This window comes from Methylobacterium indicum, assembly GCF_001043895.1.
Taxonomy (GTDB): Bacteria; Pseudomonadota; Alphaproteobacteria; order Rhizobiales; family Beijerinckiaceae; genus Methylobacterium; species Methylobacterium indicum.
Map to the genome: position 1 here is coordinate 1 of NZ_JTHF01000044.1, position 18,217 is coordinate 18,217.

21 protein-coding genes are annotated in these 18,217 nt (G+C 68.0%); 12 read left to right on the forward strand and 9 right to left on the reverse strand.

Features of this window, described 5'->3' with window-relative positions; all coding sequences use genetic code 11:
- The 3 genes from QR78_RS05525 to parA all read right to left on the reverse strand — a co-directional run.
- Positions 1-1,259 (reverse strand): hypothetical protein (locus tag QR78_RS05525; protein ID WP_141657944.1); only part of this gene is annotated, 1,259 nt, incomplete at its 3' end.
- Between the two features lie 307 nt (positions 1,260-1,566).
- Positions 1,567-1,875, reverse strand: coding sequence for a ribbon-helix-helix domain-containing protein (locus QR78_RS05530; protein WP_048426510.1), 309 nt, complete (start codon positions 1,873-1,875; stop codon positions 1,567-1,569).
- Positions 1,872-2,534 (reverse strand): ParA family partition ATPase, encoded by a 663-nt coding sequence (gene parA / locus QR78_RS05535; RefSeq protein ID WP_048426531.1) that lies wholly within the window; start codon positions 2,532-2,534, stop codon positions 1,872-1,874. Before parA ends, QR78_RS05530 begins: the two co-directional genes overlap by 4 nt.
- Positions 2,535-3,114: 580 nt before the next feature.
- Between parA and QR78_RS05540 the strand changes: the two genes are divergently transcribed.
- The 9 genes from QR78_RS05540 to QR78_RS05580 all read left to right on the forward strand — a co-directional run bounded on the left by QR78_RS05540 (position 3,115) and on the right by QR78_RS05580 (position 8,084).
- Positions 3,115-3,411 (forward strand): hypothetical protein, encoded by a 297-nt coding sequence (locus QR78_RS05540; RefSeq protein ID WP_048426511.1) that lies wholly within the window; start codon positions 3,115-3,117, stop codon positions 3,409-3,411.
- 12 nt (positions 3,412-3,423) lie between these two features.
- On the forward strand, positions 3,424-4,233 hold the full coding sequence (locus QR78_RS35845) for a hypothetical protein (protein WP_244276348.1): 810 nt from the start codon (positions 3,424-3,426) through the stop codon (positions 4,231-4,233).
- 82 nt (positions 4,234-4,315) lie between these two features.
- Complete coding sequence (locus QR78_RS05550; RefSeq protein WP_048426512.1) at positions 4,316-4,792, forward strand: hypothetical protein; 477 nt, start codon at positions 4,316-4,318, stop codon at positions 4,790-4,792.
- 10 nt (positions 4,793-4,802) lie between these two features.
- Positions 4,803-5,090, forward strand: a complete 288-nt coding sequence (locus tag QR78_RS05555; protein ID WP_244276347.1) for a hypothetical protein — start codon at positions 4,803-4,805, stop codon at positions 5,088-5,090.
- A gap of 160 nt (positions 5,091-5,250) precedes the next feature.
- Positions 5,251-6,324 (forward strand): hypothetical protein, encoded by a 1,074-nt coding sequence (locus tag QR78_RS05560; RefSeq protein WP_125900988.1) that lies wholly within the window; start codon positions 5,251-5,253, stop codon positions 6,322-6,324.
- Positions 6,325-6,394: 70 nt separating this feature from the next.
- Positions 6,395-7,339, forward strand: coding sequence for a hypothetical protein (locus tag QR78_RS34825; RefSeq protein ID WP_048426514.1), 945 nt, complete (start codon positions 6,395-6,397; stop codon positions 7,337-7,339).
- A 3-nt stretch (positions 7,340-7,342) separates the two neighbouring features.
- Positions 7,343-7,624, forward strand: a complete 282-nt coding sequence (locus QR78_RS05570; RefSeq protein ID WP_048426515.1) for a hypothetical protein — start codon at positions 7,343-7,345, stop codon at positions 7,622-7,624.
- Positions 7,621-7,803, forward strand: coding sequence for a hypothetical protein (locus QR78_RS05575; RefSeq protein WP_048426516.1), 183 nt, complete (start codon positions 7,621-7,623; stop codon positions 7,801-7,803). Before QR78_RS05570 ends, QR78_RS05575 begins: the two co-directional genes overlap by 4 nt.
- Complete coding sequence (locus QR78_RS05580) at positions 7,803-8,084, forward strand: hypothetical protein (RefSeq protein WP_048426517.1); 282 nt, start codon at positions 7,803-7,805, stop codon at positions 8,082-8,084. Before QR78_RS05575 ends, QR78_RS05580 begins: the two co-directional genes overlap by 1 nt.
- A gap of 87 nt (positions 8,085-8,171) precedes the next feature.
- Here the strand turns inward: QR78_RS05580 and QR78_RS33870 are convergent, their stop codons facing one another.
- The 6 genes from QR78_RS33870 to QR78_RS33875 all read right to left on the reverse strand — a co-directional run bounded on the left by QR78_RS33870 (position 8,172) and on the right by QR78_RS33875 (position 16,862).
- Complete coding sequence (locus QR78_RS33870) at positions 8,172-8,525, reverse strand: hypothetical protein (protein ID WP_125940034.1); 354 nt, start codon at positions 8,523-8,525, stop codon at positions 8,172-8,174.
- 132 nt (positions 8,526-8,657) lie between these two features.
- Positions 8,658-12,296 carry a hypothetical protein gene (locus QR78_RS05585; protein ID WP_048426518.1) on the reverse strand — a complete coding sequence of 1,213 codons (3,639 nt, stop codon included), beginning with the start codon at positions 12,294-12,296 and terminating at the stop codon, positions 8,658-8,660.
- Positions 12,293-14,440, reverse strand: coding sequence for a hypothetical protein (locus QR78_RS35625; protein WP_082171647.1), 2,148 nt, complete (start codon positions 14,438-14,440; stop codon positions 12,293-12,295). The genes QR78_RS05585 and QR78_RS35625 overlap by 4 nt, the downstream gene beginning before the upstream one ends.
- Before the next feature lie 8 nt (positions 14,441-14,448).
- Entirely contained in the window at positions 14,449-15,330 is an 882-nt protein-coding gene (locus QR78_RS05595; RefSeq protein ID WP_048426519.1) for a hypothetical protein, read from the reverse strand.
- Between the two features lie 3 nt (positions 15,331-15,333).
- A complete protein-coding gene (locus tag QR78_RS05600) occupies positions 15,334-15,918 on the reverse strand; it encodes a GNAT family N-acetyltransferase (protein WP_048426520.1) in 585 nt (194 codons plus the stop codon).
- 392 nt (positions 15,919-16,310) lie between these two features.
- The gene (locus tag QR78_RS33875; RefSeq protein WP_125900980.1) at positions 16,311-16,862 is read right to left on the reverse strand and encodes a hypothetical protein; all 552 of its coding nucleotides are present in this window, start codon (positions 16,860-16,862) and stop codon (positions 16,311-16,313) included.
- Positions 16,863-17,038: 176 nt separating this feature from the next.
- Between QR78_RS33875 and QR78_RS05610 the strand changes: the two genes are divergently transcribed.
- The 3 genes from QR78_RS05610 (at position 17,039) to QR78_RS05620 (ending at position 18,138) form a co-directional block, all read left to right on the forward strand.
- A complete protein-coding gene (locus tag QR78_RS05610) occupies positions 17,039-17,260 on the forward strand; it encodes a hypothetical protein (RefSeq protein WP_048426522.1) in 222 nt (73 codons plus the stop codon).
- Between the two features lie 276 nt (positions 17,261-17,536).
- Positions 17,537-17,770 (forward strand): hypothetical protein, encoded by a 234-nt coding sequence (locus tag QR78_RS05615; protein ID WP_048426535.1) that lies wholly within the window; start codon positions 17,537-17,539, stop codon positions 17,768-17,770.
- A complete protein-coding gene (locus tag QR78_RS05620) occupies positions 17,767-18,138 on the forward strand; it encodes a hypothetical protein (protein WP_048426523.1) in 372 nt (123 codons plus the stop codon). The genes QR78_RS05615 and QR78_RS05620 overlap by 4 nt, the downstream gene beginning before the upstream one ends.
- Positions 18,139-18,217: the final 79 nt, after the last annotated feature.

The following is an 18,217-nucleotide window of genomic DNA, read 5'->3' on the forward strand; positions in this document are numbered from 1 at the left end:
TTGTTGCCGTCGCCGCCCGTCGCATCGACGCCGATCGCGGTCCCGCCCGCGGCACCGCCTCTGGCAGAGCCGTACATGGTATTGCCTCTGATGATGTTGTCGTTTGCGTAGTATGTCGTTGCGCCGTTTACGTAAGTGCCAAGATATATACCGCGCCAATCTTGGGATGATCCGGCCCATTTGTAGAGCAGGTTGCTCGTAATGAAGCCCTGTTGAGCGCCGGATATCGCAATGGCTGTCGAGAATGTATTGAAATGATTGTTCGAAATGAAGAAGCCAGGATAACCCTTGGCGTCCGGCCAGCTAATGCCCTGATCAACGGCGACACCGGTATTGTCCGTCCAGTGCAGCCCTTCGCAATCGCCGCTTACGTAGCCGACGTATCGCGCGAAGAACACGTTGACGCCGGAGATCTTCCCGTCCGAGCAGCCGCCGCCGTTTTCGCCCGTGATGCTGACCGCGGCGCCCATATTGGCGCCCGGGAAAGATGTGACGCCGCCGAAATCCTTGCCGCGGATATGGATACCGTGAAAATCGAAACCCCAGATATTATAGGCGTCGATCCCCTTACCCCAATACGTGGAGTTGTTGCCGACGCCGGCAATCTCGACGTTTGTGATGCGCGGGCCCTTGAAGATGTTCGAGGGAGCGGCCCCGTAACGCAGGGTGATCGCGGCGTTTCCGGCGGTCTGATCGACGGAGGTCGTCAGCGTCAGGCCGTCGATCGTGACCGGTCGCAGCGCGTCGCCCGGCGACAGGGAGATGCCGGCCGCACCCGCCGCCGCCGAGGTGAACACGACCTGGCTGACGCCCGGCCCGTCGCCCTTCAGGCTGACGGGTTTGCCATTACAGACCAGGGCGCCATTCGACTGCGGCATGCCCTTGGGCAGATAGATCGTCCCGCCCGTGCTGGGCAGGCTGGCGCAAGCCTTGGCAAACCGCACGGAGAGATCCGAGCCCGCGAACGCCATCACGTTGGCGCGGTCGCCGAACCACTCGCCGATCTTGCGCGGCAGGTCGGCGCCGGGCGGGGCAGCGCTGGCCCCCGAGCCATCTCCCGTGAACGCATCCGGCTTGAGCGTGAACTTTTTCGTCGCGCAGTCGCGCCGCCCGAGATTGAGCACCCCGAGCAGCACGTCACCGCAATTCGGGCCACTGTCGAGGATGCGGCCATTACGCAGGATCTCGTCGGCTCGGGCTTGGGGCGAAGCTCCAGCCAGCGCGACCGACGCACAAAAAAAGAAGCGGAGACTACGCATTAGACAATGACCCACACGTCGGAGAGAAGACCGCGGCGCAGGCGCATCTCGCCCGCCAAGTGAGTGCGAGCCTACCACGTCGCAGCCCACGGATAAATCATAGCCTGGGCTTTGTTTCATCACCGACCCTGCGATCGCACCTGACTGAAACTTTCGAGAACGACGATTATCGAAAGTTACGCTTATGCCCCCACCTCAGCAAGCCCGCAAGTTGGCCTGCCCACAGGTAGACATGAAGGCTAGGCACCAAGCCCGCATCGGAGTGTGACCAGTCGCGGGGCAAGCCGTCAGCCGCCCCGCGCACCTGTCACGCGATCCGAGACAGCCCGCGCTTCTCGAACACGGCGTTGATCCCTTCCAGGAGCAAATCCTGTTGCTGCCGGTCCTCGTCAGCCGCGATCCGCTTCAACTGCCGGAACGCCTCTGGCGAGATGTAGGCGGTGACCACCCGCTTGCCCTCGCGCGTGCTGGCCTTCGGATAGCGGACGGGGGCCGGCGCCGGATCCGACCGCGCGTCGGCAACCTCGGGCTGCACGGTTGGCGCCACCGGGGCGGGCTCGGCCTGCTGGGCTGGCGCCGCCGTCTTCGGGCTGAACAGGCTCGGTCGCTTCGTCACGCTTGTCCCCCTGCCGTCCTGTTGTCCTGTTTGCCTGTTGGCAAGCCCACCTGTCCGCAAGCCCATGTGAACAGGGTTGCCATCTCCTCGGCCGCCTTACCGCCGGGCTCGTATTCCCCGGCCGTGCGGCCGTCGATCACCGAATACGTGTAGGCGACGCGCTGATAGATCACCTGTGGCGCGACCCTGGCCCCCTGCCCTTCAAGCCCGCAGCGCGCATCTTCCACGATGGCGCTCCGAACCGGGGCCGACGACAGCACCACCCACGCCGGCTTCTTTGCGATCGTCGCGAGATCCCGCGTTGCCTCGATGGCGTCGAGGTCGAACGCCGCCGGCCGGCACGGGATCAGGATCAGGTCCGCAGCTCGCGCAGCGGCGAGGGAGGCCCGATCCGCATTCGGCGCCGTATCAATGACGAGGAGATCCGCTCCGTTGGCCTGCGCGGCCTCAATCAGGTTCGGCAGCCGTTCGGCGTGGTCGCCAATCACCTCCGGCTCTGCTGCCTCCCGCTTGTCGCCCCACTTCCGGGCGCTGGCCTGCGGGTCGAGGTCCACTAGGGCTGTGCGGTAGCCCGCGAGTGCGCCCGCCGTGGCGAGGTGTACGGCGATGGTCGTTTTCCCGACGCCGCCTTTCTGACTGATGATGGCGATGGTTCGCACGCCCACTCCCCTGCATGATGCCTCGCCTGCCTGCCCACAGGCCCGCAAGGCGGCTCGCCTTCATGATTGCTCCACGGCCTCAACCTTGGCCGCAAGCCCCAAGATCCGGTTGAGGCACGCCAGCAGGCCCGCCCGCGGGCACTCCCGCACGGTGGCGAGATGTCATGCCCACAAGCCCGCACGGGCGCCCTCGGCCGCTTCTAGTGCTCATCGCGCGTCCCGTCCGCTCGACTGCGAAGGCGGATGCCGGCACCGCCGCCGTTCTCGGGAATTAGCTGAATGCCGCTTTTCTCTAAAACGGTCTGTATTTTCGAAAGATTGTCAGCGATTGACTTAGGGACACCATCGACTTCCTCCATTCTCTTGATAGTCGCTGTCGATACTCCGGAATGCTCTGCTAGATCCTTTACGGACCATCGCAGCAGGCCCCTCGCCATCCGAATTTGCGCGCCCGTGAGCATTGTCTTTTGGTGATCCTTTTTAGGTCCCCTGCGATCCAATTTGGTTGACAGGGGGTCAGACGCGATCTAGTTTAGCTCATGGGCGCACCAATTGGAAGCGCCGCCCTGGGGCCAAGCCGATGTCCGCCACCCGCTCCCTCTACTGGGCTACCGCGATGAAGGAGATCCAGGCGGATCGCGCCAAGCGCCCCGCCGGCCTCCTCGCCGCTCAAGGGTTCATCGCCGCGACCTCCGCCAAGCGCCGCCCCCTCGTGGTCGGCGGCGCCTACGACAAGGCCGCGATCATGTCGGCCGCCATCGCCGCCGCGAAGGTCCACCAGGGCCGCACCGGCTGCACCTGGGGCGAAGCCCTGTCCGTCACCCTCAAGGCCACCTGGCAGCTTGCCAAGGCCGCCCGCGCCGCTTGCACTCACTAAGGACCCGCACCCATGGCCCGCACCGTCTCCATCATCGCCGACGCCACCTCCGGCCGGTTCTTCGTGGCCGAAGCCAACGGCACCCGCATTCCCCTGAACCGGGACGGCTACAGCACCGACAAGAACGCCCTTCGCGCCCTCGCGCGGCATTACGACTTCAAGGCCGTTCCAGGCTGCCCCTACGCCTATTCGATCGAGGCGACGGACCGCGAGATTTCCCCAGCCGGCCACGACCGGGCGTGCATCGTGGCCGATCACGAGGTGGCCGTCATGCAGCGCGAGGCCGCCGAGATCCCGGCCCGTGAGGCTGCCGCCGCGGTCGCGCAGGACGCCGCGCCTGCCCCCGCAGTCGAGGCCGCCCCCGTGGCGCTGTCGGCGCCCCAGCCCGTCCGCACGAGTCGCCGCAGCATCTTCGGGGCCATCTTCGGCGCTGGCGCCTTCGCGGCCCTGGGCGCCCCTGCGGTGGCCGCTAGGCCCGCTCTGCGCGGTGGTGACGCCAACCGGCTGCCTGACCACGCCGCGTTCTGGTCCCGCCTGCCCCTGCCGTTCTCTCCGGCCGAGGCGTGGAAGCTCCTCGCCCCGGAGGTTCAGGCCGAGATCGGCTCGGCGATCATCACCATGCACCTTGCGGATTACATCCACGGGGACGGCATGGCCGATGCCGACCAGTTCCACGATGTCGCCTTGCGCGACGAGGCGAGCGGCGTCGCGAACCACATCCTCAATCGGATGGGCGACCGCCTTTGGTCGTTGTTCCCCGACCTCTACGGCCCGGACGGCGATCATCCCCGATGGGCCCTAGACAGCGGCCTCGCCGCTTGATCCCGCAGGCCACCGGGCCGCCCTGAGGCCCGGCACTCCTCAGACCCAATCCCTGAAACCTTGATCCCCCGGAGCCCCGGTTATGGAAATGCTGTCGCTCGCCCTTTTCACCGTCCTGCCGGCCCGCCGCGCCATCGTGGCCGCCGCGGTCGCAGGGCTCGCCGCTCCCCTGGCGCGGGTGCTGCCCGTCGAGGCCGCCGCCCCGGTCCTCGCCCTGCCGCCCCCCGCGCCCATCCTGGCACTGCCGGCGCCCTCCCGGCCGAGCCGGTTCCTGGCCGCCCTGGACGACCACCGCAGCGCCCTCCTCGCCGTGACGCAGGCCGTCACCGACTACGTGCGGGCCGAGGAGGACGGCGCCCCCGACGAGCCCCTGACGCTCGCCATCGCCGATCGGGCCGCGTCCGAGGAGACGGCGGCGCTCAACGCCCTGCTGGCCCTCACCCCGGCCAACCTCGCCGAGGCCGCCGCCCTCGCGAGCCACCTCGCCGAGACGGCAACCGAGTTCGACAGGGTGGACCTGTTCGAGCGCTTCGCCGCCGTCCTGGCGCGCATGGCCTGAGGCCCGGTCGATGTCCTCCGCTCCCCGCCGCCTCACCGACATGCCCGTGCGCCCCTGGCGGGCAGCTGGCGCCCGCAGCTACTTCCCCGCGCCGATCTATCGCCGCGCCGCCCCCACGCTGCCACCCGACGAGCCCGTGCCCGGCGAGATCGAGGAATGGGAGGCTGTCACCGCCGTTCGGCCGGATACCGCCTTCGTGCGCGCCGTCCGCTTCCTGAACGCCTCCGGCGACCTCCTCTCGGCCTTCGCCCTGGTCGCGGGCGGAATGCACCTGATCGGCCTCGCCACGCACTTCTAGCCACCGCCAAGACAACCAGCCGCCTAGCCCTCTTGCCTACATGCCCACAGGACCACATGCCATGAAGCTTGCTCTTAAGCTCCCCCGCCGCAACCCCGACGCGCCCCGCCTGTCCCTGCGCGAGCGCGCCGCCGCCCTGAAGGCATCCGCCGCGAAGGTGATGAGCCGCAAGCCGGCCGGGAAGCCCTCCGCCGCCCTCGCCGCGCTCCTGGCCGCGCATGAGATGGCTTACGGCTATGCCCTGTATGCCGAAGCCTACGGGATGCCGGACCTCGCCGAGCGGCGGCAGGCGGAGGAGGAGGCGTTCCGGGCGCTCCTGCACTCGCCGCTGCACTCGGACGCCGATCGGGCCGCCTACGCCGCCGCCGTCATCTCCCGCCAGGGGAATTCCCGCGGGGACGACACCGCGGCCGATCGCGACCATCCGATGGCCGTGGCCTTCCGCAACATCACGTTCGGCGAGCACGCCCGGGAGCCGAAGGAGATGCGCCATCTCGGCCGAGAGGTCGCGCCCGACCCGATCCTTGCGGCCATCGCCGCCAGCAAGGCGGCAACGGCAGCGTTCGATGCCTTCGAGGCTGCAATTCCCGGAGAGGGCGTATCGCCGGAGCAATCCAGGCACGAGGGCGCCCTTTGCGAGGCCGACATGAAGGCGCAGAAGGCCGTTTGGCAGACCGTGCCGACCACCCAAGCCGGTCGCCGCGCCCTTGTCGAGTTCGCCCGTTTCCGGGTTGCCCGGGTCACCCACCCTGACGGCGATGTGGATGATGCCGGCCATGTGCTCGGCCGGATCCTCGACGCCTTCTCGGCCATGGTCGCGGCCGATTGGGGCAACACCGCTCCGCCCATCGGCGAGCCCGCCCCCGCGCCGGTCGCGCTCGACTACGCCGAGCGGGCCAAGCTGTCGGCGGAGCAAATCGAGCTTTCCGGCCTCGACGTGCTCAGCCTCGCGCACCTGTTCGAGGCGTTTCAGGCCGTGCGGTTCTCTTGGGAGGGCGTCGTAGCTCGCTCCTACTGCGACCGCGGCCAGTTGGGGGACCTCCCCGATTTCGAGAGCGAGCGGGCCGCCTTCGCGCTGGCGCGGATCGCGGAGGAAATCGCGAGCCGGACCCCGAGCACCGACGAACAGCGTGACGAGATCCTGATGTCTCGGACCTCTTACGAGATGATGTGCAACGGGCGCATCCACGACAACACGCTTCTCGCCGACATCACTCGCGCCTGGACTGTCTAAGTCCGATCCACTTCCCGCCTTCGTCTTTCAACCCGCCCCGGTACTCCCGGGGCAACCATGGATCACGCCCATGTCCGCCCTCAACCTGCGCAACGTCCTCCGCCGCAACCCCGATCGCCCGAGCCTCCGGGATCGCGCCGCCGCCCTGAAGGTCGCGGCCCGCTTGGTGATCCGGCCGCCGAAGCTGGAGGCCGGCGCCGCCACCCCCGGCGAGGCCGCCGCGATCGTGGATCGCGTCCTGGTCTCCCTCGTTCAGGAGTTCGTCGCGATCGGGAAGGCTCAGGACGAGACCCTTGCGGCGAACGACAACCCCGACGCTTTCGACAGCCCGGATTGGGTGCGTCTCGAACAGCGCGGCGCCGCCGTCCTGGCGCGGATCGTCTCGACCCGGGCTCGCACCGTCGAGGGGATGCGGGCCAAGGCGTCGCTTCTCGACCTCTGCCGGATCAAGAGCTTTGCGAAGCCGTTCGATGACCTGTCCCGGTCGGTGCAGTCGGACGCGGACGCGATCGGCGTGGCGCCCCCGCCGGCCGGCCTCACAGACCCCCACGTCGCCATGCTGCCCGCCCTGCGGCAGGCGTTCGCCTGGACCCGCGACGCGCACCCGCTCGGGGCGTGTGCCCCGTACTCCCCCGAGGACCGCGCCTTTACCGCCGTCCTGCACCATTGCGGGAACGTGGCGAACGCTATCGCAGCCCTGCCACCGCCTGCCACGCTCGCCGGGCTCGGCGCCCTGGCGCTGGCCTTGTCCGTCAACGCTGAGGAGGCAATCGGACGGCCCCAGAACGACAGCATGGACGACCAACGCTATCCCGAGGAACGGCGCCTCGTGGCCGCGATCCGGGCGATGATGGCGGCTTCGGGCGTCGAACCCCTCCCGGGATGGGTCGGGTTCGAGGTCGGCCCGGACAGCGACGCGGGATGGGAGGCCGTGAACGCGCGAGCCGGCAAGGGCTCGGCGCCGGCCTGGGCGCTCGCCGGCAAGTCCGGCCCCGACGACATGCAGGAGGTCTAGCCGGTGTCCAACGTCGTGACCTTCCGCCCCCGTCCTCGCCCGACCAAGCCCCGGGACGCTCAAGCCGCCTTCCGGGAGCAGATCGAGATTGCGGCGCAAGCCGCCCTCGATACCGCCGACAAGCTCATTGCGATCCTCGACCAGATGGACGGCAATCCCGACGACGAGGACGGCGGGGACGATGAGCCGTCCCTTGGCGCCCCCGAGGGGCACGTCTCGCAACTCATCTGGCTTCGCGGCGGAGACCGTGACCTCGAAACCCTCGCCTCGGAGAAACGCCCGTGAAGCTCGCCGCTACCGCCCGCCTGTCCCTCGCCCTCGGCCAGCCCCGCGGCGTCGCGTTCGGCCTGATGCGCCTCCGGGCCATACAGCGCCAGGTGCTCGCCAAGGCAGGCCACGAGGCCGGGAGGGGCAACGTCGTCACTGCCGCCGCCCTCGTCATGCTCTGGCTCGTGGGGTTCTGATGCCGACCGCTCTGCCGACCTCCGAACCGCGCCTGTCGCCGCGCGAGACCGCCCGGTTCCTCTGGCTCTGCCTGAGGGTCCGCTACCTCCGGCGCCGGATGGAGCGTGCCAGCCTCAGGGCCGCCCGTGTCGGGTTCGAGCGCGCCGGGGGGAGGTTCGTTCACTTCGCCCGCCTCTGGCTCGACTGCCACGAGGAGGCCGCCGCCTTGCTCCGGTGCGAGGAGCCGCCGGACGTGGCGGAGGTGCGCAAGATGTTCGAGGGCACCTTGAGGAAGCGCTAACCGTTACCCATCATCCTGCGTCTGGGCCGCGTCGCGTATCGGCCCCGCCAGCCCCGTCAGGCCACCCGGCCGGCGGGGCTCGCTGTTTCAGCCGGCGAAGGCGCCGGAGAGGATCAACAGGGCAAAGCCAGCCGCAAAAACGGCAGGGAGCACCCGATTACGAGCCGCCTTACCGCGGCTGCCCCATATCGCGCTCGACAGGGCAATCAAAAATATCATCGCAAAACATTGCCCAATCATGGCCGCGCCAAAAAAATCAAAATATGTCTTAGGAACATTGTTCCGCAATAAATAGGCGAGCAGTCCATATATTGCAGGCACAAAGAATATAGATGCCTGAAAATACCATGGCGCTTTGGCGCCAGCCCGCTCGTATTGATCGTATCGCCACCCCCACGCAAACAGGCCCACGCTAACGATCGAGGCCGCGGCAATCGGCATCGCCATTCCGATAGCGGTAGTCGCGGGCATTCGGGGATCATCTCTCGCGGCGGGTTCGGCCGGACAACTCACTGCTGCCCGGCCTTCCCGCTAAGGTGGCGTCATCTTGGCCCTAACGCCAGCCCCAGAGCTCTATTCGGCGAGGCCGTATTCGGCCGCCAGTCCCGAGCCGGGCCCGATCTGGCGGAGATCGAGGACCGGGGCGGGTTGCGGCACCCGCGGGGCGCCACCCTGGAACGAGGCCCGAGCCTTCGCAGCCCCGACGCCGCCGACAAGCGCTCGCTGCCCGACCTTGGCGCCGTAAGTGGCGAGGCCGGCGCCAGGGCCCGCCACCTTGAACGCCACCGCGCCGGCAATCAGATCGACCGCCTTCGCCACCGCGCCGGCCGCCCTCTCGGACCCGGAGCGCATCGCACCGTCAGGCCGGATCGTCGCCTGCAACGCCGTCGCGAGCCGCCGGAAGTGTCCAAGCTCCTCCTGATTGAACAACTCGCGAGCCACCCCCGAGCCCGGACCCTCCGTGAAGGATCGCAGCCGGTCTACGGTCCGCCCGGCCGGCGCCGCGGGATCGATCAGCCGTTGCACGGCCGCCTGTCGCAGCATCGCCCATTCCGGGCTGTCCTCCCCGAGGAAGCCCTTGGCCGCCTTTGCCTCGTTCACGGCCCCGACCCGGGCGCCGGGGACGCCGGAGCCGAACAGGCTTGCGGCGATGGCGTTCGGATCGAACCCCGATCGTTCGAGGTTCGAGACCCAGGCCGGCGCTTCCGCCCGCGCCCTCTCGGTCAGGCTGATGGCACCCCGGAGCTTGCCGAGGGCGCCGCGCTGCTCCTCGGTCAGGAAGCCGGCCGCCAGAGAACGCCCCTCGCCCCGCAGGAGATAATCCAGCCGCCCCGCGAGACCCTGACTTTCACCGCCAAGATATCGGGCGATCAACGCTTGCTGGACTGCCTTCCACGTCTCGCTTTCAGCCCCTACGGCGCCTCGCACCCTCGCAAGGGTCTGCATCTGGCCGGAGGAGACCTTGCCCGTAGTGGACCCAAACAGCGCCGTCACCATGTCGGAGGGCGAGGCGTCGCGCTCCACGATCTTTTGGAGCCTCTGGCCTGCCACGTCCCCTGGTCCTCGGGGCGAAAACGCCTCCTTGAACTCGCGGAACAGCCCCCGAGCCTTCCGCATCGCCTCTGCCGGCGCCGTGTCGCCGATCGGCAGGGCGTCCGAGGTCGCGGGGCCGACCGCCTCGCCCAGGCCCGGGAAAGGCGCCTCAGGGGCCGGTTCGCCGCGCGGTGCGGCAAACCCCTCGGACAGTCCCGCGCGCTCCCTGGCGGCCCGCTCATAGGCCGTGCCGGCGTCATCGACCTCACGGCGCAACATCATCTCGGCCGCGTCGCGTAGGGTCGCCGGATCCAAGTCCCGGGCCGACAGACCTTCCGCCTCAAGGGCAATCGCCGTGCGCCTCGTCTCGCGATCGAGCCGGGCGGCATAGTCGGCCGCCTCGTCCGATCCTCGAGCCGCCGTCCTGGCCGCTGCCGCCGCCTCGTCCTGGGCCCGATAGAGGGGTTGCCCGCGCTGCTCCCGCTGGATCGCCTCAATGATCCGGTCCTGCACGTCGCGGGCCGAGATCCCGCCGAGGGCATCCGGCGGGAAGAAACCTTCCTCTTGAAGCGCCACCCGGAGGTCATCAGGCGAGCGCCCGTTGCGCCGAGCGAGAGTGCCTTGCCCCGGCACATACAGCCGGTTGAGGTCCGCCGCCCGCGCCTCGTCATCGAGCGCGATGCCGCCGGTTCGGGCGAGGTAGCGCGTCAGCGTCTCGGGCGTACCCTTGCCCTGCTGCGTCGCGGCCACGTCCATGAAGTTGCCCGGCCGAGGCGTCGGCGGAGCGGGAGGCATGTCGAGGAAGCTGCCGGCATTGCGCACGGGCTGCTGCCCGAACCGCCCAATCGCCATCAGGTCTTCCACCCGCTGGTCAAAGGCGTTCATGACCGCGCCCATCGCCCGGCGATCGGTCGGGTTCTGCGCGGTGCCGCCGTAGAGCGCCCCGAGACGCTTGCGGACCTGTTCGACCTGTTGAAGGTTCGGGCCCTGATCGGGGCTGAGGCCGAGCACCGCCGACAGGTTGTCGAGGTCTTGGACTGCCCGTGTCGCTGCTGGCGTCAGAACCGGATCAATCGGCACCTCAGGCCCGAGCGAACGGCGCACCGCCGCGCCGACATCGGACAGGGCACCAGGCGCGAAGGTGCCCGGGATGGCCGCCACGTCGCCGTAAGCCTCGCGATACCGCCCGCGGGCCTGTTCTGCGGCCTCACGCACGCCCGCCACGGCCGTTTGTGCTCCCGACAGGGCATCGGCACCCGCAGGGCCGGAAACGGCTCCTAGGGCTTCCTGTTCGGCAAGCCGGGCCGCTGCGATCCGCTGCGCCGTCTCGTCTCCTGCCAGTCGGGCGCGATCGGCGACCGCCTCGAACGCCGCTTGAGGGCTGTCGATCCGCTCACCGCCTCGGGCCGCGACGCCTTGCAGCCGATCCCGAGCCGCCGCGACCTGTGCCGCCTGCTGCGCCTCGAACTCACTGGCGATGCCCTGCGCACGCGCGCCGCGACTGCCGGCCAGCGCGCCGGCTTCCAGGGCCGCGACCTGCGGGTCCTGCGTTGCCTGCCCCCGGGACAGGGTGATCCCCTGTTCGGCCGCGATAGCCTCGCGGGCCACCGCCGGGGAAACGCCCTTGGCCTGGAATGCCTGCGCAAGCTGCGCCTGTACGTCGGAGGGGATGCTGGCGGGATCTAAGCCGACCTCGCGGAGCGCCGCCGCGGCCTCTGCCGTGAGGGCGGGAGGAGCGCCAGGGGCCGCCGGCCGGAATGCCTGGATGCCACGTTCGGCCAACCGGAGAACGACCGGAGCAGCCTTTTCGAGCACGGCGCTGCCGGCCGCACCAAGGCCAAGACCCGCGAGACCCGCGACCCCCGCTCGCCCCACGTCCTTGCTATCTAGATATTCGCCAGCCGCGCCGTAGCCCGCTCCTGTAATACCTGCCTGGATAGCCCGGCGACCAATCGTTGAGGCCCCGCCCCATGCCGGCAGGACCACCGCACCCGCGCCGATGCCGCCGATCGTCCCCGCGAGCGCGCTCTTGGGGTTCTGGCGCGCAAGGGCCGCGTCCTGATCCTTCGCGATCTGGTAATTGCTATCGAACGACGCGCCGTTGCCCCCGAGCCATTCCGGGGCGCTGGCGAGGGCCGCCGCGGCGTTGCGCGGGACGTTCAGACCGACCGAGTTGCCAAACTCGCGCAGACCCGCCACCGCGGCGTTGCCGGCCGAGGCAGGACCGATCAATCGTTCATCGGCCTGCCGCTGCAATCCGCCGTAGAGGGCATCCGCCGCCGCCTGATCGTTGCCGATCGAGGGAGCGTCGCCGCCGCCGAGGGCCCGGGGCGCGGCACCCTGGCGAGCCATCGGGCCTGCGCCGAACCGATCACCGAACGAGGCATCCGGCCCCTTGGCCGCCGCGGCGCGGGCGCCCATTAGCTGCCGCATCAGGTCCTCGTTCGAGAGGCCGGAGAGGTCCCCGGCCGGCGAGGCGGTGTCGGGGCTCGTCGGGGCAGGCGCGGCCGAGTTGTTCGGCTGCACGCGGATCGACAGACCTTCCGGCGCCGCGGCCGATGGATCCGCGAACGGCGACGGCACGGTGACGCTCGATGCGTCACGCTTGGCCGCCCCGCGGGCCGCGCCCAGCATCCGCATCAGGTCCGCGTCGGTGACGGACGACAGGCCAGCGCTCATCGGATCAACCCCCTGCGACGGGCTTCGGCTTCGAGATCCTGAAGGGCGGGAGCGCCCTGCGGCGTGGCGTTGCGCTGCGGAGCCGCGGGGGTGCTGCCCGAGCGCGATGCCGCCGGCCCGTTGCCGGGCTGGAAGTACGTCCGGTCCCGCATCTCGGTAGCCTGTTGCTGCTTGAGCGTAAGCCGCCGTTCAGCCGCTGCGATGGCCCGATCATAGATCTTCACCCTGAGGGCGTGTGGCAGATCGGATGAGCCCTGAATGTCCAAGAGGATCTTGCGTTCGCCCTCAGTCGGAGCCGCGCCGAAGATGCTCTTAAGTTGTGCCAGTGCGTTCGAGGTAACGAGGTTATCAAGCTCAAGCGTCGCCTGCCCTGCCTCGCTACCGAAGAACGACGTTCCGAGGGCACGGGCTTTCGAAGTTGGCCCCTGGTACGCTTTAGCGGAGAGATCCTTCGCCTGCTGAAGATTGCCGATAACCGTCTGGGCTCCCGCAACCGCCTCGTCGGCTTCTAGGATCGCCTTCTTGTCCGACGCGGTATAGGGCTGCTGATCCTCACGGGGCATCTTCCCGCTCAGCACATAGCTTTTGTATTCGGGTGACCCGGGCGTGAGGCCGAGAGACTGAGCCGCCTCCGATCGCGCGGCCACGTCATCGGCGATGTTCGAGCGGTTGCGCTCCGGCGCCGTGAACTTGGCGCTGTTCGTGGCCTCGTCATAGACGGTCTGCCCGGGGCTAAGCAGCGTCGGGCCACCGGGGCGCTTAAGTTCGCGCTTGTAGTCGAGCAACGTGCCGGTGAAGCCCTGTGCCCTCGCAAGATTGTATTCCTTCACCTCAGGCGGCAGGCTGGTCTCATCAAGCTTGTTCTTGAGGAGGATCTGGGCAATCTGGCGCTGCCCATCAGGCAGGTTCGGCGAGGCCGCTGCCTGGATCAGGAAGCCGATCGCCTGCCCGCTCGCCGGGGCCGCCGTGATGGCAGCGACGGGGACATTGCCGATCCGGTCGGGGGCCTGCGCGCTGGCCTGCCGCGCGGGGGATGCCATCCGCCCGCCGGGGCCCTTCTCACCCGATACGGACGGGGGCAGGGTCAGGGCGCCGCCTCCCAACGACCGCGAGCCCGGCGCTCCCAACGAAGCGGCAGGCGGGACGAAGTATCCGGCGGGCGAGCCATCTGGGGCGGGCATATCGGCCTGCGGGTCCGCTGAAGCCATCATGACGGGCCGAGAGGCTGGCGCGGCGCGCAAGGGCATCCCAGCACCCATGCCGTCGTCGGCTGTCGCAACCTGCGTCGAGGACTGCGCGCCACCGAACCCGCCACCGTTCAGCCGTGCGAGATAGGAGCGGGTTGCATTGAGCCGCGCCGCGTTCTCGCCCCCGGGCCGGTTGTAGCCCGCGAAGCGCCAGGCATCGGCCATCAACGCGTTGGCTTCCTCGGGGCTCCTGGCATTCTGAAGGGCCTGCGTCAGGCGCGGGTTTTCGGCCAGGGTGAATTGCGCCTGCGCCGTGACGGGATCGGGCGCCCCCGCCGTGAACCGGCGCATGTTGGCGAGCCGATCGCCGCGCCATGACAGGATGCCGCCCGACTGGCCCGGCGCGCCGCTCTCGCTCGGGTCGCTCCAGGAGCCGGTGATGTTCGATCCCTTGTAGCCACTCTCACGGTTGGCATAGGCCGCCACAGCGGCGAGGCCGTAGGGGTTCGTGAGGCCGCCGGCCTGCAGTGCGCCGACGAAGCGTCGTTCGGCCTCCCCACCTGTCCCGGAGGGCATCGCCATGGCCCCGGCACCGCCCCCGGCGAATGTGGGGAGCTTTCCCGCCGGGCCGCCCTGGGGGCTGCCGAGGGACCCGAGCGGGCCAAGCTGCCCGCCGCCTCCTCCACCGCCGTAGAGAGCCCCGATGCCGTTCGCGAACGCTTGGCTTGCCTGCTGCGACAGGAGGTTTTGCCGGTGCGTCTCGCCGAGCTTGAGCAACCCGAGGCCGGTTTGCGTGTCGCCGGCATCGAACGCCGTCGAGGCCGCGCCTTGGTAGTCGCCAGCCCCGAGCTGCTGGCCGACACGGCTCGCGGCGGTGCGGAGGCGGTTTTCCTCAAGGCCCGTGGCATAGGCATCCCCGAGGCCGGCGAACCCGCGGTAGTATTCGGCGAACGACATTCACGACCTCACGAGAACAGATTGCCAAAACCGCCGGCCTTGCCAGCCGCGCCGAAGACGCTGGACGCGCCACCAAGGAGGGCGCCCAAGAAGTTGTTGCTTGATTGGGTCTGTCCCTGCGCGAGCGTGTTGTTGTTTTTCACCAAGGCATCGGCGGCGCTCATCTGAAGGCCGGCGACGCCCTGGCCGAACTGCGCCTGTTGCTGCGCAGCAGTACCGTAAACCCCGGCTTGGTTCTGTCCGAAGGTCTGCCCGAGCGACGCGAGTTGCGTCCCAAGCCCCTGCGCAGCGTTGGCCTGCCCTAAATAGCCCTGGCCCTGCCCCGCGAGACCCGTGCCGTAGCTCTGCGCAGCGTTGCCCAAGTTATTGATATACTGCTGATAGTTCTGATCGGCGAGGCCGGTCGCGGTGCGCAGAATGTCGGTCGTAGCGTTACCACCGGCAAGACCGCCACGGGCCGCAGCACTACGCTGCACAGCGCCCAATGCTTGGTCCATCGCATACTGATAGCCAGGGCTGGCCTGGAAAGCCGCCTGGGCAGCCTGCGATCCGGCTTGGCCGTTGGCCCCGGTCGCGTTCAGATAGGCGTCATAGGCATTCTGTCCGCCCTGAACCATATGTCCGTAGCTGTCGCCGAGCTTTCCGAGATAAGCTTGCGCCTGATTAGACCCGTTCATCAGGTCGGTTCGGGCTGTCCCGTAACTGTCCCGCAGGGCAGTGAGGGAGTTTTGCCCGGCCCCCGTGGTATTTACCCCGAGATAGCCCTGAGCCATGGCCGTGCCGTTCGTCAGCGCGTCGGCGCCGAGACGAGTGCCGGAGTTAATGGCGAACTGATTGGCTTTCGCAGCGCGTTCGTACGCCCCGCCGGTGATCGCGTCGAGGAGCGACATAACTCAGTGCCTCGCGTTGCTAGAGGGCGGGGATGGGTCTTCTGTAGTGATTGCCAGCAGAGGGCGCGGCAGCCAGCGGCAAGACTGCCGCGTCATCGCCCAAACCGAGGCATCGGCGCCTGAGGCGAAGTAATCGCGGGCCATGCCCTCATGGCTGAAGCCTGCCCGCCGGGCGTAATCGGCGAGCCACGCGGTCCCCGAGGGGATGTGAACCACGAGCCGCGTCGCGCACACGTCCCCGAAGGCCCACCGGCTGACGGCCCGCAAGATCGAGCGGGAGACCATGCCAGGATCGCTGACGACGGTAAGCTCGACCTCGCCGGCCTGCGTCGGAGTGTGCAGGACCACGAGCATCCCCGCCTCTCGATCGAGGCGGTAGAACCGGACCCATGTCGCCTGGGGGCCGAGCCACTGGCCGGTGCCCTGCCGGATCCATTCGGCCACGCGCGGAAACGGGTCACCGAGGGTGAACCTGAGGGCACCGCTGTACGACCCGTCATCCGGGTTCGATGCTATCCGGGCCGCAACGACCTCGTGCGCGGTCGCGGCCTGAGGCTCAAGGATTTCGCGCAGCGTCGGCTCAGACATTAGGCGGCGCTCCGCATCGCGGCGGCGGGGCCAGCAGGGGGCGGGCCGTCAGGATCGTTCGAGGCGCGGGCTCGGATCGCGCTGATGCCAGCCGTGATGGCAAGGCGGGTCGCGGCCGAGAGCTTCACACCCTCCCGACGAGCTTCGGCGTGCAGAGCCGAAAGCAACGGCTCGGGCACGCGGACGCTTAGAATTTCAGTATGCGGAGCGCGCACGACAAAACTCCCGAGGTGATCTCACCACAGGAGTTAATCACGAACCGACGAAATGTCATACAACCGGGGCCGTTACTGTCGTTTCACCCGTTGCACCTGTCGCGTTCTATTTCAGAAAATCGTACTTATGCACAATATGTCACACCCGCTAGGCAGGACGGGCGCAATCTACCGCGCCTAGGCGTTATCCTCGTTCAGGTAGAAGAAGCGCTTAAGTTCCTCGTCGGTCACGAACCTGGCATCCTTCAGCGCTTCAGCCGGCTTGGCACGCGGCTTTTCAGGTAGGAACCGAGATAGCTCGGCGGCTCTAAAGATGATGCCTTCAGCAATATCCACAGGCTTCGTTGGGCGATTTGCGCGCAGCAATGTGGGTAGCGCGGCCTCGATCACTCGGAACACCTTCGCGCGCATATCTGGCGAGCTATGCCATTCCTGCCCGCCAGCCTCTTCGGTGCCCTCAACCAAAAATGCAATATCCTGGGCAAGGCTGAAAGTTGCAGGCCCGCCCATCATATCGATTACAGACTGATATCCGTCTTTTGCGCGCTCAAAAGCATGAGCAACAATATCATCCGCAATGAAGCTTTCTGAAAGTCTCTTTTCCATTTCTTGGGATAGAGATCTACCTGACTTTCTAGCGGCCTCCTCAATTCTTTCTCTCAACTGAGCACTGGTCCGCGTCGATACTGAAACGCGGTCGTTTTCTTTTGCAACTGCCATGCGGGGCATCGGGGTCTCTCGTCTCAATCGTCGCGCCTGTTCCATGGGTATGGGGTTGGCACGTGCCGCCGTCAACGGGCTCCGCCGGTCAATGTGATGACAAGAAGCTGCACGTTGGTTGCTGTTCCATGCGAGTCGCGCTATGTTCGTGCACACCAGAACGAACCATCACGGAGACCCCCGCCATGTCGCCGCGTCAGATTGAGATGCAGGCCCGGGAAGGACGGCAGACCAGCGTTCCCGATCTGGCAAAGGTTACAGGTCGGCCGCGGAGCGCGTTCTATCGCGCGATCCACAAGGGGGAGCTTAAAGCCGTTTGGCTGGGCAAGACCCCAATGGTGATGCCGGCCGATACGCTGCGGATGCTCGGCATCGAGACTGAAGCCCGATCGTCCATCGCCGTCTGAACTTCCGCCGTCGGCGGGAAGTCCTGCCGGCACTCTGTAGCCGGCCCCAAACGCAAGAAGACCCCGCAACGAGGGTCGCTCGCTACGGGGCCAAAGTTTGAAAAATCAGCCCGTGAGAGATAATCGAACCCCCCGGTCAGGGCAAGACCGCATCCCCCCGATCCAAGACATTCGCATCCGTCGCGTTCAGCAGCGGACCCGCACGAGCGACGCCGTAGCGGCACTTATCGCCGAACTGGCGCTCAACGTGTCGGACACATGGCAGCGGGGGCGCGCATGAGCCGACCCGCTCCTCATCCCGACACTCTACGCGCCACGTTCGATGCCATCGCCGAGATGACGGCGTGCGCCTCGACCTATGCCGCAGTCGCGAGCGACTTCGCGGCAATCGGCGACGCCCGCGGCCTCGCCTACGCCCTCAGGAGCGCATCGGCCGCCATCCTAGGGGCGGCCGACCTCGTGGAGGCGGTGCGGCCTTCGGCCAAGCCCAAGATCGGGGAGGCCGCATGAGCGCGATCCCTCCCGCGATCGCTCACCTTCGCAGCGTCCTCGATGCCTGCCACCAGGGCGACGTTCGGTTTTTCCGGCGCCGGGGCGATCGGCAACACCGGGTTCGCCTCGCGGGGTCCTCCGAACTGGCGCTTGCCCGCCACGTCGCGGGCATCACGGATCCGGTTCCGGCCGGCATCCGCGCCTTCGTCGGGGTCAAGCGCGTCCCGGATGGGCGGCTTCATCGCGTCATCGGCTTCTGGCCGGAGGGCAGCGAAGTGGACCTCCCCGAACAAGCCGCCGCGGCGGCCTATCTCGACTTCCTCAAACACGACAACGCCAAGCTCCGCACTCTAGCGGAAGGTTCAGGCGCGTCCCGTCGCCGATAGGCGATTGATCAATCGGAGCGCGCCGCAGTGTTTCCGCGGCGCCTAGGTGTAACGCGACTAGGCAGACCGTGTATGTCAG